The organism is Candidatus Methylolitoribacter marinus (assembly GCF_051853155.1).
In the GTDB taxonomy this organism is placed as follows: Bacteria; Pseudomonadota; Gammaproteobacteria; order Burkholderiales; family Methylophilaceae; genus BACL14.
Genome location: NZ_CP124221.1, coordinates 493,743 through 507,495 on the forward strand (window position 1 = coordinate 493,743; position 13,753 = coordinate 507,495).

The 13,753-nt window shown below is 33.9% G+C and carries 14 protein-coding genes; 7 read left to right on the forward strand and 7 right to left on the reverse strand.

Features of this window, described 5'->3' with window-relative positions; genetic code table 11:
• Window positions 1–194: 194 nt before the first annotated feature.
• The 4 genes from QFA95_RS02635 to QFA95_RS02650 all read right to left on the reverse strand — a co-directional run bounded on the left by QFA95_RS02635 (window position 195) and on the right by QFA95_RS02650 (window position 3,794).
• Window positions 195–404: a DUF2798 domain-containing protein gene (locus tag QFA95_RS02635; RefSeq protein ID WP_486463284.1), complete on the reverse strand. Its 210-nt coding sequence runs from the start codon at window positions 402–404 to the stop codon at window positions 195–197.
• Window positions 398–1,402, reverse strand: coding sequence for an NAD(P)-dependent alcohol dehydrogenase (locus QFA95_RS02640; protein ID WP_486463285.1), 1,005 nt, complete (start codon window positions 1,400–1,402; stop codon window positions 398–400). The genes QFA95_RS02635 and QFA95_RS02640 overlap by 7 nt, the downstream gene beginning before the upstream one ends.
• Before the next feature lie 216 nt (window positions 1,403–1,618).
• Window positions 1,619–3,355, reverse strand: a complete 1,737-nt coding sequence (locus tag QFA95_RS02645) for an outer membrane protein assembly factor BamB family protein (RefSeq protein ID WP_486463286.1) — start codon at window positions 3,353–3,355, stop codon at window positions 1,619–1,621.
• Between the two features lie 16 nt (window positions 3,356–3,371).
• Window positions 3,372–3,794: a cupin domain-containing protein gene (locus QFA95_RS02650; RefSeq protein WP_486463287.1), complete on the reverse strand. Its 423-nt coding sequence runs from the start codon at window positions 3,792–3,794 to the stop codon at window positions 3,372–3,374.
• Between the two features lie 114 nt (window positions 3,795–3,908).
• Between QFA95_RS02650 and QFA95_RS02655 the strand changes: the two genes are divergently transcribed.
• The 6 genes from QFA95_RS02655 to QFA95_RS02680 all read left to right on the forward strand — a co-directional run bounded on the left by QFA95_RS02655 (window position 3,909) and on the right by QFA95_RS02680 (window position 10,073).
• Window positions 3,909–4,919, forward strand: coding sequence for a zinc-dependent alcohol dehydrogenase family protein (locus QFA95_RS02655; protein ID WP_486463288.1), 1,011 nt, complete (start codon window positions 3,909–3,911; stop codon window positions 4,917–4,919).
• A 13-nt stretch (window positions 4,920–4,932) separates the two neighbouring features.
• Window positions 4,933–6,147, forward strand: coding sequence for an oligosaccharide flippase family protein (locus QFA95_RS02660; protein ID WP_486463289.1), 1,215 nt, complete (start codon window positions 4,933–4,935; stop codon window positions 6,145–6,147).
• Between the two features lie 85 nt (window positions 6,148–6,232).
• Window positions 6,233–7,510 carry an O-acetylhomoserine aminocarboxypropyltransferase/cysteine synthase family protein gene (locus QFA95_RS02665; RefSeq protein WP_486463290.1) on the forward strand — a complete coding sequence of 426 codons (1,278 nt, stop codon included), beginning with the start codon at window positions 6,233–6,235 and terminating at the stop codon, window positions 7,508–7,510.
• Window positions 7,511–7,807: 297 nt separating this feature from the next.
• Window positions 7,808–8,215, forward strand: coding sequence for a BLUF domain-containing protein (locus tag QFA95_RS02670; RefSeq protein WP_486463291.1), 408 nt, complete (start codon window positions 7,808–7,810; stop codon window positions 8,213–8,215).
• Window positions 8,216–8,230: 15 nt separating this feature from the next.
• Complete coding sequence (locus tag QFA95_RS02675) at window positions 8,231–9,634, forward strand: SLC13 family permease (RefSeq protein ID WP_486463292.1); 1,404 nt, start codon at window positions 8,231–8,233, stop codon at window positions 9,632–9,634.
• Window positions 9,635–9,662: 28 nt separating this feature from the next.
• Entirely contained in the window at window positions 9,663–10,073 is a 411-nt protein-coding gene (locus tag QFA95_RS02680) for a DUF2721 domain-containing protein (protein ID WP_486463293.1), read from the forward strand.
• Window positions 10,074–10,304: 231 nt separating this feature from the next.
• Here the strand turns inward: QFA95_RS02680 and QFA95_RS02685 are convergent, their stop codons facing one another.
• Genes QFA95_RS02685 through QFA95_RS02695 form a run of 3 tightly spaced genes read right to left on the reverse strand, consistent with a single transcriptional unit; the run spans window position 10,305 to window position 12,841 of the window.
• Complete coding sequence (locus QFA95_RS02685; RefSeq protein WP_486463294.1) at window positions 10,305–11,495, reverse strand: glycine C-acetyltransferase; 1,191 nt, start codon at window positions 11,493–11,495, stop codon at window positions 10,305–10,307.
• A gap of 3 nt (window positions 11,496–11,498) precedes the next feature.
• Window positions 11,499–12,530 (reverse strand): L-threonine 3-dehydrogenase, encoded by a 1,032-nt coding sequence (tdh, locus tag QFA95_RS02690; protein ID WP_486463295.1) that lies wholly within the window; start codon window positions 12,528–12,530, stop codon window positions 11,499–11,501.
• 2 nt (window positions 12,531–12,532) lie between these two features.
• Window positions 12,533–12,841 (reverse strand): DUF4156 domain-containing protein, encoded by a 309-nt coding sequence (locus tag QFA95_RS02695; protein WP_486463296.1) that lies wholly within the window; start codon window positions 12,839–12,841, stop codon window positions 12,533–12,535.
• Window positions 12,842–13,595: 754 nt separating this feature from the next.
• Between QFA95_RS02695 and QFA95_RS02700 the strand changes: the two genes are divergently transcribed.
• A complete protein-coding gene (locus QFA95_RS02700) occupies window positions 13,596–13,751 on the forward strand; it encodes a hypothetical protein (protein ID WP_486463297.1) in 156 nt (51 codons plus the stop codon).
• Window positions 13,752–13,753 lie beyond the last annotated feature (2 nt).

Genomic DNA, 13,753 nt, shown 5'->3' on the forward strand with positions numbered 1-13,753 from the left:
ATGTCCTGTTGGTAAATATAAAACTTCAAGGTTTTTTGATTCAGCAAATTTATCAAAGACTTTTAGATAACATTAAACTGGGTTGGGTAGCAATTTTGATATACTCGTTGTAGTATGAAGCCTGGAACTATTAATTACAGGGATTTTGAGAGGTTATTTATTCCCCCCAGCTCCACCATATAAAAATAGTTTGATTATGAAGTTAGTTTGTGTGTAAATCTTTGTAATATAGGTGCTATTAAGATAATGCTAATAAACACCACAGGCCAAGATATTTTCATAGCATATATGTATGTATCAAAAATTAATTCGTAGCCAATGTCTTTGTAAAAAATATGCGCAATGGTGACTAGTGATGCTGTTGCAAAAGACATCAAAAAAGCAAATATAACTTTTGCTACCATTTAACTACAGCCCTAAATCTAATCTCATTTTTTCTCAATTTTGAAATTGCTTCATTTATCGAATCAAAACGGAAAATTTCAACATCTGGATAAGTTTGATGTTTTTTTACAAAATCCAGCATTTTGACAATATTCTTTGGACTCCCTACAGGTGATCCTGAAATTGATTTACGTCCTTTCATGAGATTGAAAACACTTACATCTAAAGTATCCAATGTTGCTCCAACCATATGGAGTCTACCTCTAGGCTTTAGGCATTCAAGATATCGATTCCAATTAAGTTTGTGATTTACTGTAGATATGATGAAATCAAATCTATCATTATATTTTTTTAAAGTTTCATTATCATTAGATTGAATTACTTCATTTGCCCCCATCAAAAGTATTCCATTTTTCTTTTCGGGAGATGAGGAAAAGGCAGTTACATCGCAACCAATTGCTTTGAGGAATTTAATCGCTAAATGTCCCAAGCCTCCAATTCCAATTACTCCAACCTTGTCATTTTTTTTTATATTAAATTCGATGATTGGAGTAAAAACTGTTATCCCTCCACATAATAATGGCCCAATTTTATCTAAATCCATTCCTTTTGGTATAGGGATAACAGCTGTTGAATCAGCATTTACAAATTCAGCAAATCCACCAGTTTGGCTATAAATAGTTTTTTTTGTTTTTACACAGAAATTGAAATCGTCATTTTTACAATATTCACAATTATGACAATATCCAGAGTGCCAACCCAGTCCAACTATGTCTCCAACATTATGGTTTTTTACATTTTTACCTATGCTGATGACTTCACCAATTATCTCATGACCTGCAACAAGAGGAAATTTAGAAAGATTCCAAGCATTATCTATTGCGCTTATGTCACTATGACATATTCCACAGTTGATGACTTTAATTGAAACTTCATTGTCATGTATATCGGGAAGTTCCGTAATAATCAATTCTAAATTATCTTTATTTTCAATTTTTGCGTAAGTTTTATTTTTCATATAATTAACTTTAGCATTAGTTGTAAACATTATGTTTGGATTACAGTATAAATTCTAATTTACCACTCAATTTGTATGTCAATTTGCAGTGGTTTGAAATATAGGATGATAGAGAGTGGTGCAGTAAAAATGAAATATTTCTAGTAATTTGAGTATTATTATAGATACCAATGAGCCTGCGGAGAGGACGGCTGATTGCTCCCCAGCTCCACCAATTTAATTTTTATCTAGAGCGAAGAGTGCGATGTAATCGCCTTGAGGAAAACCCATAATTTTATTTCCACCTGCAACAACAGCGATATACTGTTTTCCTCTATATTTAAAAGAAATAGGCGGGGCATTTACTCCTGCCTCAAATTTATAAGACCATAATTTTTTACCAGTCAGTGAATTTACTGCATTAAAAGTACCATTACCTTCTCCAAAAAATGTAACGTTTCCTCTTGTGCTTAAACTTCCACCAATAAGAGGTTCATTTGTTTTGTAGTCCCATCTCTTCTGACCAGTTTCAGTGTCAATTGCAGAAAGAATGCCATATTGTAAATCTGATATCGCTTCTGAACTTGTATATTCAAGATCATTAACGGTATTTTTTTTATGAAGTTGATATTTTATTGGGGCATGAATTCCAGAAATTATAGCTAGTTTATTATTTCTTGAGTAACTTACTGGGGACCAGTTTGATCCACCAAGAAGTCCAGGGTAAATTTCAATTCCATCTTCTGTAGGATTTTTAAATAAGTTTTTTTGAGGTACAAAGGGTTCTGATTTTTGAATTAAATCACCATTCTTAGCATCATGAATATAAAACCAACCGGTTTTTGAAGCTTGACCAACGACTCTAGTTTTTTGTCCTCGAATTAATTTATCAAAAATCAATGGTGGTGACGCTACATCATAGCCCCATAAATCATGAGGAACTTGTTGGTAATGCCATTTTTTTTCGCCTGTTAAAGCATCTAGAGCAACCAATGAAACTGTATATAAATTATCGCCTGGACGACTTTCACCATTCATTTGGGGTGATGGATTGCCAGTACCAAAATATAGTAAATTATTTTTAACATCAATGGCTGGCGTTGTCCATGCTGATCCTCCTCCAAATTTTGCAGCTTGAGGATATTTAACGATTGTTTGCTTTTCTTTTGCAATATTTCTCTGTAAAGATATTCCATCTTTGGTAGTATTTTGCATATCACCTTCCCAGCCTTCATCTGGAATGGTATTAAAGTGCCACTTTTTGCTACCATTACTAATATCGAATGCAGCTAAGAATCCTGGCCTTCCAAACAAACCTTCAATACCAATCACTGATCCTAGAGGTGCATCTTTATCTTCATCAACATGCAAACCATATCCTACCCCAGTAATTCCAATGATGACTTTATCTTTATAAATTACAGGAGCCATATTTATTCCAACTCCAGTACCACCACTCATAAAATTATGTTTTAGATTATTGTTTTTACCGAGCTGATTAAGTGATTCTGAATTTACAATTGAATCAACTACATCTATATCCCATATTTTTTCTCCATTAAATTTATTTATAGAAATTAATCTTGAGTCAATAGTCCCCATGTAAAGAGAGTTTTTGTGAATTGCTAAACCTTTATTGGCTGGACCACAACACATTGGCCAGTTTTCTTTTTTGGTGTGTTTATATCTCCAGAGCTCTTCTCCAGACAATATATCTATGGCAATTATATGATTGAAAGGAAGAGATACATACATAACGCCATCATCCGTAATTGGTGTTGCTTGAAATGTAGAATTTATTCCTGTTCTTTTTAGCCATACAAGTTTTAAGCGATCAACATTTCTGATATTTATTTCATCAATCTCTGAAAATCGTTGATTTTGTAGGTCATTTCCATAACTTGACCAATTAATATTTGAATCAGAACAAGAGAATAGAATGAAAAAAAGACTAATCACATATACATTTTTCATAAATCTAATATAACCTTTATTCTTCTATGATTGTGTTTTTTAAATTTTCAGTACCCATATAAAAAACAATAAATTTTGTAACGGTGTCTCCTGGATTGAATCCAGAATGTTTTTTGTTAATCATCTCTATAACCACATCACCTTTAGAAAATGTCTTTATATCATCTGATTCACTCTGAACACGAATTGTTCCTTCTAATATATAACCAAATGATGGCACCTCATGGTGGTGCATTTGCATTTTTGATTTAGGCTGCATTTCAACGAGCAGAGCAGTAATTTTTGTATCACCCTTCGGGTAAAAGATTTTTGTTTTTTCCCAACTCGAGTCTGTTTCAATCAATTTTGTGACTTTAATACCCCCTTCATTCTCTATTGGAAATGAAGGCAGTGATAAAAAGAGTAGTGAGTAGGTTAAAAATAAGCTAATTATTTTCAAATTTTTTTCCCTTTCAGTAATGATTCGAATTTTAAATAGAAAATCCTTGAATAAAATTATAAGTAAAAGTTTTGAGTTTATAATCTAGTTTACTTTGATTTTCCTGGACGATAAATGCAGTCAAGAATTTTACGAATAAAAAAGGGCGGTGGTTTTGATTCGGTATTTATTTCAACAGACGACATTCCAGCCATTAATGAAAACCAAATTCTAGTCCAAATTAAAGCTTCATCATTAAATTATCATGATTATGCTGTTGTATCCGGAATGTGGGGACCAGCTGAGGACAGAATTCCAATGTCCGATGGAGCCGGTGAAATTATTGCCATTGGTGAAAATGTAAAAGATTTTAAGGTAGGAGATCATGTGGTCAGTACCTTTTTCCCTTTTTGGGACAAAGACGAGTCAATCTATTCAAATTTCAAAACAGTACCTGGGGATGGTGTTGATGGCTATGCGCGTGATCATGTTGTGGTGGAAGAAAATTTTGTGACCAAAGCTCCTAAACTCTGGACACATCTGGAGTCTTCTACATTAACCACAGCAGCTTTAACTGCTTGGCGTGCCTTGTTTGAAGACGTTCAAATTACAAAGAGTGACACTATTCTTATTCAAGGGACCGGCGGGGTATCTATTTTCGCTCTTCAATTTGTGAAGATGATTGGAGCAAGGGTTATTGCAATCAGCTCTAGCGATGACAAAATAAAACGACTGTATGAGCTTGGTGCTGATCATTGTATTAACTACAAAAAAACATCTGAATGGGGTGCGGCAGTTTTAGATTTTACTAATGGCCAAGGAGTCGATTATGTTGTCGATGTTGGTGGTCCTAATACTATAAATCATTCCTTGACGGCTTGTAAGGTGAATGGCCATATTTCTTTTATTGGGATTTTGAGTGGTCTTGATGGAAAATTAGATATGATCAATTTGCTTTTAAAACAGATTAAAATTCAGGGAGTTCTCGTTGGTAGCCGCCAGCATCAACTAAATATGATTAACGCAATCAATCAGCATCAATTTAAACCTGTTATTGACAAAGTCTTTCCTTTTGATAGTTTAATTGATGCTTTTAAATATCAAGAATCGAACCAACATTTTGGTAAAATTTGTATTCAATATTAATAATTAGTGTCTGATGTTTATTAATATTCTTAAGCATGCTCTCAGTCGGGGATCAATTATCCTCACTAATCAACTCTCCATTCTTATTGCGATTCCTATTTTAGCTTCACGATTGGATTTTTTTATTTTTGGTCAAGTGGCCATAGGTTTTGTGCTGGTGCAATTATCTTGGGTCTTAAGTGACTGGGGGGTTCAGCACTTCAGTATAGAAAATTGGAGCAAAGCCAAAACACTGCAAGATAAGAATAGATTTATCAGTCTGCTGTTAACTCTAAGGTTAAGTGTAGCCACCATTTGTTTATTCATTATCCTTTTTTTAATTCAGGTAGATTTTCTAAACTTTCCTTTGTTATTTTGGATTTGTATTATTCCAAGCATCTTAATAGGTGGGGCATACCCTTTGTGGTTTTTTCAAGTCAACAAAATTCCACAAACCATGATTTTGCCAACGTTTGTATCACGACTAGTTTATTTGCTCGTTATATATTTATTGGTAAACGATAATTCATCAGCTTATTGGTCTTTCTTAGCGCAAGGAATTAATATGGGAGCAATTACGGTGTATGCATATGTATGTATGATTGTGCGACATTCCTACTCCTGGATAAATTTCAATCAAAAACAATTCATGCTGGTTCTTCGATCAAGCTTCCCTTATTTATTAAATGCAGTGACTAATAATCAAATTAATACCTTATGGGGGTTTGGTCTTGCTGTTGTAGGTGGACCAGTGGCCATGGCAATTTTTAACCTAGGTGATCAGATTTATCGAATGGGAGGGGCTTTAACCAATGTCATTGCACAGTCGGTCAGAATATATTCTAAGGAGAGTAGTTTTAATAAAACCTTACCTACGGTTTTATTTTTCATTCTGCTGTATTTGATAACCGCTTTTATTGTTATTTTTTTTGCTAAAGATATCGTTATGAAATTTTTTAATCCGGATTATTATGAAGCAATCAAGTTAATTCAAATAATGACGATTATATGGGCTTTGCATGCAATTATAAAAATACTCAATTATCCTATTTTAGGAAAATTTTATAGCACTCATTTTATAAATAGATTGACTTATAAATTCTTGATTCTTCATGTGCTTATTTTTTTAGTATGGATTAATTTATTCAACTCACCCTTATCCATGTCTTTTTTCTTTGGCTGTGTTGTGCTAGTTCATTTATTAATATTTTTCTATCTGGTTTGTTATAAATTATATTTAAAAAAATGATTTCTAACTTTAATCGTTTTAAAAAAATTTGAATTTTATTTTTATAATCCTAAAATGGTGTTAAACAAACAATTTAAGGATAGTCATGAACTTAGAAAGCATAGCTCTGCACTCAGGGTATACATCAGAATCTACAACCAAATCAGCTACAACGCCAATCTATCAAACCACTTCATTTACATTTGATAACACGCAACATGGAGCCGACCTCTTTGATTTAAAAGTTGAAGGTAATATTTATTCAAGAATTATGAATCCAACCAATGCCGTTTTAGAGCAAAGAATTACAGAGATGGAGGGAGGCATTGGTGCACTAGCCTTGGCTTCAGGGATGGCAGCTATTACTTATTCAATACAATGTATCACCAGAGCTGGAGATAACATTATTAGTACAAACCAGTTGTATGGTGGAACATTTAATTTATTTGCACACACATTTCCTCAGCAGGGGATTGATGTGAAGATGATTGATGCTTCTGATTTTGGCTTGATTGAACAATCTATTGATGAGAAAACAAAGGCCATTTATTGTGAATCCATTGGTAATCCACTAGGCAATGTGGTTGATATTGAGACCTTGGCAAAAATTGCTCATAAGCACGGAATACCTTTAATTGTAGATAATACCGTCCCGACTCCTTACTTATGCAGACCCATAGATTTTGGTGCAGATATCGTTGTTCATTCATTAACAAAATATATAGGTGGTCATGGAACAACGGTAGGTGGAATTATTGTGGATTCAGGAAAATTTGATTGGGCAAATAATAAAGAAAGATTTCCAATGTTGAACGAGCCTGATCCTTCGTATCATGGGGTTGTTTATACTGAGGCCTTAGGCCCTGCAGCATATATTGGAAGATGTCGAGTTGTGCCATTAAGAAATACTGGATCAGCACTAGCAGCCTTTAGTGCATTTCAGATTCTTCAGGGCTTAGAAACTTTGGGATTGAGGATTGAAAGACACTGCGAAAATGCTCAAACATTAGCTGAATATTTAAAAAGTCATTCAAGTGTCAATTGGGTTAACTATGCAGGACTTCCGACAGATAAGTATCATGATGTTTGTAAAAAAATCTCGAAAGGAAAGGCATCTGGCATTATCAGCTTTGGCGTCAAAGGGGGGAGAGAGGCTGGTGCAAAATTTATTGATGCCTTACAGATGATTCTTCGATTAGTAAATATTGGGGATGCAAAATCATTGGCATGTCATCCTGCAACGACCACGCATCGACAACTTAACCCTGAGGAGTTAAAAAGCGCAGGTGTCTCAGAAGATATGGTCAGAATTTCTGTGGGTATTGAACACATAGAGGATATTATTGCCGATATTGATCAAGCTTTAAAGAAGTCACAGGAGTAGATGAAACTAAGTTATCCTATGACTTATCCACAAAAAAATAATTTTTTAAATTAAAAAATATAACTTCTTTTTTAACTCTTTGCTTGTTATATTGTTAAATATAGATTAATAAGTTATTGTTTTTTAATAATTATTTATAATTCATGATTTACTATTTTAAATCTTTAGATTTGAAATTTTATCATTATTTTATTTATCCACAAAGTTATCCACAGAAAATTAATTATTGCAACCTTAATTTTTCTGTGATATTTTGACTACGTATATAAATATATTTTTCCAAAAGGGAGATTTGGAATGTTTGAATTAATATATGTGAGTACCGCTGCCAATAGGATGACTAAGGATGACCTTCAGTCCATAATGTTTGAAAGTATGCGACATAACTCTGATCACAGTATTACGGGTTTATTACTCTACGATCAAGGATCATTTTGTCAGGTGCTTGAGGGTGAAAAAAAAGATCTTAAAAATCTTTATAAAAAAATTGAGAAGGATCCTCGACACTTCAATGTAAATTTAATCTCAGAGAAAGATATTGATATAAGAGAATTTTCAGCCTGGTCCATGCGTTTTATCAATTTAGATTTTTATGATCGAGATAAAATTAAAGGGTATCAAAAAGATAACGGCAACCTGATGGATTGGAATGCAATCAATGCATCCCTTGCCAAAAATATCCTCATGCAATTCAAAAGTATCTAATCCTTAATTTTTTTAATGACCCAGTCAAACCAAGCCTTCAAAAAATATGGTTTTTGGTTTGGTGTATTAATTTTTCTAATCTTATCTTTCAGCAATACTCAGACATCTATAAATTCTGAAGCTTGGACAGTTTTATCAATCGTATTACTGATGATTGTTTGGTGGTTTTTTGAAGTTATCCCCATTTATGTTACTGCTTTACTCCCCTTAATTTTGCTACCTTTGTTGACTAATCAGAATTTTCAAGATGTAGCAGCTCCTTATGCAAATCCAAGTATTTTTTTATTTTTAGGGGGGTTTATGCTGGCTATTGCAATAGAAATGTCTGGCCTACATAAACGATTCGCTTATCACATGATTACAAAATTTGGGCGAAGCATGTTTAGTATTTTGGCATGTTTTATGTTGGTGTCTTATTTTACAAGTATGTGGATAATCAACACAGCCACAGCCCTAATGCTTCTTCCTATTGCTATTCAGGTCTGTAAAGAGATAAAAGTAGAGAATTCTCAATTTGAAATTTTACTGTTATTAAGCATTGCCTATTCAGCAAGTATCGGAGGAATGAGCACCATCATTGGCACAGCCCCAAATGTTTTTTTTGTTGGCTTTATGCATGAAAATTTTAATATACAGATTTCTTTCTTGGAGTGGATGAGAATAGCCTTGCCTGTATCAGCAGTCATATTACTTCTCTCCTTTTTTATCTTCTTTTATTTGATAAAAAAAAATAAAAATATTGATCAAGCCAGTTGGCAAAGTATTTCTCTAGAAAAATTACCCCCAATAAGCAGCGATGAAATAAAGGTGCTATTGGTTTTTATCTTAACGATCGCTGCATGGGTGTTTCGTGGAAACTTAAATCAATTTAATTTTTTGTCTAATTTGACTGATCCTGGTATTGCCATTACATCAGCTTTTTTATTTTTTTTAATTCCATCTTCAAATAAAAAAAATGATTTATTGCAGTGGAAACAAATGAAAGAATTGCCATGGGGTTTGTTGATTCTTTTTGGAGGTGGTTTGGCGTTAGCAAAAGCAATCATGGTCAGTGGCTTAGGGGACTGGCTTGGATCTCAATTTACGTTTCTTCATAATTTTTCCGTACTTTACATTATTTTTGCTTTGATTTTTGCAACTGTTTTTTTAACTGAAGTTTTGTCTAATACGGCTTTATCGATATCATTTCTGCCAATTATTGGAGCTATAGCTATCGATATGGACCTTCCGGTAAACATCATTGGTATGGCTGTGGTGATGGCCGCCAGCTGTGCTTTTATGTTACCAATTGCGACGCCTCCAAATGCTGTTATTTTTGCTACAGAAAAAATTAAGGTGATGGATATGGTCAAGGTAGGTTTTATGATAAATATTTTTACAATATGTATTATCACTTCAATTTTTTATATTATGATGTGATTTATTAATTACTTTATCTATTTAGCATATGAATCAACTCATGGAAGTTGCAAGCGCTATACAGCTTGCGGTAGCACCAGCTTTTCTTCTCACCGCAATTGGGGCAACCTTAACTGTCATGACTAACCGGTTAGCTCGGATTATTGATCGCTTTCGAGTATTGAACGAGGTTCGATCAAAATTAAGTAATGATGACTTATTGGAAATAAATTTACTGCGGTTAAGAGCTAAATGGACCCATTGGGCTATTGCACTCACTACCTTATCAGCATTGTTGACCTGTATTGTTATTGCTTCAATATTTATTGGTACAGAAATACAATTTAACTTTGATCAATTTATTGCTTTTTTATTTATTGGGGCAATGAGCGCACTCATTTTAGGTTTGATCTCTTTTACACGAGAAGTGACTCTCTCAAAGAATGTGGTGAAACAGTAAGAGCTAGCTAGATCAGTGAAGCAGAATTTACTACAATCGCTAGAAGTGCAATTAAAGATAAAATTCCAACGTAGTAAACACTTTTACTAGTTTTTTGTTTTTGTTGGTGGTTTTTTAAATATTTTTCGAAATCTGTCATTTGTATTTAGATTGATTTGTTAACCTTAATGTTAATGATAATGATTCGCATTTAAAAAATCAACAGTAAATCCAATTTTTTTAAAAATTTTTTTAAGAAACTGCTTCTCTGGCCTTACTAAAAGCAGTGATAGCGTGATCTAAGTCTTCGAAACTATGAGCAGCTGAAATCTGAGTCCGAATCCTAGCTTTGCCTTGTGGAACGACGGGATAAAAGAAACCAATCGCATAGACACCAAGTTTTAGTAACTCTTGACTCATTTTTTGAGCAAGCACGGCATCTCCAAGCATGATTGGCACAATTGGATGGTCACCATCATCGACATTAAAACCATTCTCTTGCATCCCTTTTCTAAAATAAAGCGTATTTTTTTCTAACTTATCTCTTAACTCAGTAGATTGATTCAGCATTTCAAATACTTTTAATGAGGCAGCGCATATGTTTGGCGCAAGAGAATTAGAAAAGAGGTAGGGTCTAGATCGCTGTCTTAACATATCGATAATTTCTGATCGACCGGATGTAAATCCGCCTGATGCACCACCAAGTGCTTTGCCAAAGGTGCTGGTAATGATGTCAACTCGATCCATGACATTACGGTATTCATGAACACCTTTACCATATTTTCCCATAAAACCAGTAGCGTGACAGTCATCATGATGAACCATGGCACCAAATTCATCAGCAAGATCACAAATTTGATCAAGTTTAGCAATCGTACCATCCATTGAAAATACACCGTCGGTAGTAATTAAAATTCGTCGTGCTTTATTATTTTTCGCTTCTTCTAGCTTTGCTCTTAGGTCATGCATATCATTATTTTTATAGCGATAACGTTGAGCTTTACACAATCGAACTCCATCGATAATCGAGGCATGATTTAATTCGTCAGAAATGATCGCATCTTCATTATTTAGTATGGTTTCAAATAAACCAGCATTCGCATCAAAACAGGCCGCATACAGAATAGTATCGTCAGTGCCAAGAAATTTTGATACTTCTTCTTCTAATTTTTTATGAAGTGTTTGTGTCCCACAAATAAATCTGACTGAAGCTACACCAAATCCCCAGCGATCTAAGCTTTCTTTAGCTGCCAGAATAATCTCTTGATTATTGGCCAATCCAAGATAGTTATTCGCACACATATTAATGACGGAGGATCCATCTTGAAGTGTAATTTTACTTTTCTGATCCGAATCGATAAAGCGTTCGTTTTTCCATAAACCCGCGTCTTTAATATCTTGCAGATCAGTTTGAAAAGATTTTTTTAGTATTTCGAAACTCATAACTTATATCCAGTTTAAGATAACTTTTCCAGAATTTCCCGAGCGCATGACATCGAAACCCTCTTGAAACTCTTCATATGAGAAGCGGTGGGTAATAATTTTTTCTAAGGGTAAGCCTGATTGCACCATCATAGAACCTTTGTACCAGGTCTCAAAGATTTCTCGGCCGTAAATCCCTTTAATGGTTAAACCTTTAAAAACTACCATATCCCAGTCAATTCCTGACCCCGCTGGCATGATCGCTAGCATTGCAATATTACCGCCATTAATCATGAGATCTAGCATCCCACTGAAAGCTTGTGGAGAGCCTGACATCTCTAAACCAACATCAAAACCTTCGAAGATACCGAGTTTTGCCATCATCTCTCTTGTAATTTTCTCTTTAGATACATTGATGGTAATCACTTCTGGCAGTATTTTTTTAATGAGATCGAGACGGAACTGATTCATGTCCGTAATCACGATATTTCTAGCACCGGCATGTTTGGCAACAAGGGCAGCCATGCTACCAATGGGACCTGCCCCAGTAATTAAAACGTCCTCACCCACCATATTAAAGGATAGGGCGGTGTGAACTGCATTGCCGTATGGATCAAACACAGATAGAAGATCTGTCGAAATTTCACGACTCGGTTTAAAAATATTTTTGGCTGGAATAGACACGTATTCTGCAAATGCTCCGGTACGATTCACGCCTACACCAATGGTGTTAGGACAAAGATGAATCCTGCCGGCTAGACAATTTCGACAGCGTCCACAAGTAATATGGCCCTCACCAGAAACAATATCGCCCACAGATAAGTCGGTGACATTTTGACCTACTTCAACAATTTCTCCAGCATATTCATGACCAGTGATCATCGGAACGGGGATGGTTTTTTGAGCCCACTCGTCCCAGTTATAGATATGAATATCGGTTCCGCAGATAGCGGTCTTGTGAATTTTTACAATGACATCATTATTACCACATTCGGGTTCCGGCATATCCTGAAGCCATATACCTTCTTCAGCTTTTGTTTTGACTAAGGCCTTCATAGTTATTTACACTTATAGATACCGTATACGGCGATGCCTGGTTCAGGTTCTTCAATTTTCACAATCGTGTCACCGCCCTGGTCCACTGCAGCATTTTTACCCATCATGTCGAGTTTTTCTGCGACATACTCATCCATTAAGTCAGCAAATCCAATTTCAGATAATACAGTGACGCGAGACTTGCCTTTGGATTGACAGCTCACAACAGTATCCTTATCAGTTACAGTGACATTTTCTGAGCCTGGTTTTTGTTCCACAAAGGAACAGGCAGATAGACTGGTTAAAGCAACAACTACTAGATATCGCAACATATTTTATGTACCCTTAAAAATTTAAATTAAGAGTGCAAACTTTATCACGAAAAGGGTAATGATTAAACTAGGTTTTAATTAGTTTAATTAAAATTTATGTAAATTTACTAAAAATATACTTGAGTAAAAATTAAAAGACCGATCATGATCGACAACAAAATACCTGATGCGATCAAGACATCTTTCATTTCTTTTAAAAGTTTCATTTTTCTCTCCCAAAAACTACAAAAATAATACACATATTTATTAAATTTTGACAACCCCTTTTTAGAAAAAACTAGTTTTGATAAGAAAAAAAAATCAAAAAAAGGGATTGACTTATACACACCTTTGATAATCAACCTATTTTTTCCTATTTTTAATGACTCACAGCATATATAAATCAAGGACTTAATAATAAGTAATTGATTTTATTATATTTTTTTTTGATTAAAAATTAATCAATTTTATAAATCACTACAAAAAAAAGGGGATGTAAACTAATTTTTTGGGTTTATACACAATTTTATCCACAGATAATGTGGAAAAAATTTAACAAATATTGAACTTATTTTTATGCACTATTATTGAGCAAATCCGTTAAGTGATTGATTGACTTCAATTTTTACAAATTTGTTACAAATTACCCCTTCTTTTTTATATATTTTAGGAGTAATTTAAAGATGTGGATCTAATAAATCCATAGAAAAGGAGATGTAAATTTAGTAACAAATTCTATAGTTAAATATACAACATATTAATTGAAGGAGTTTTAATGAATTTACAACATTTGCAGTCAAGACATAAAGAACTAAGTGAAAAAATTGTTGATGCTTATCAACACTACTTATCAGATAATATTATTACCAAATTAAAAAAAGAACGATTAAAAATCAAAACATTAATTGTGAATGAGTTAAGAAATACGTGACA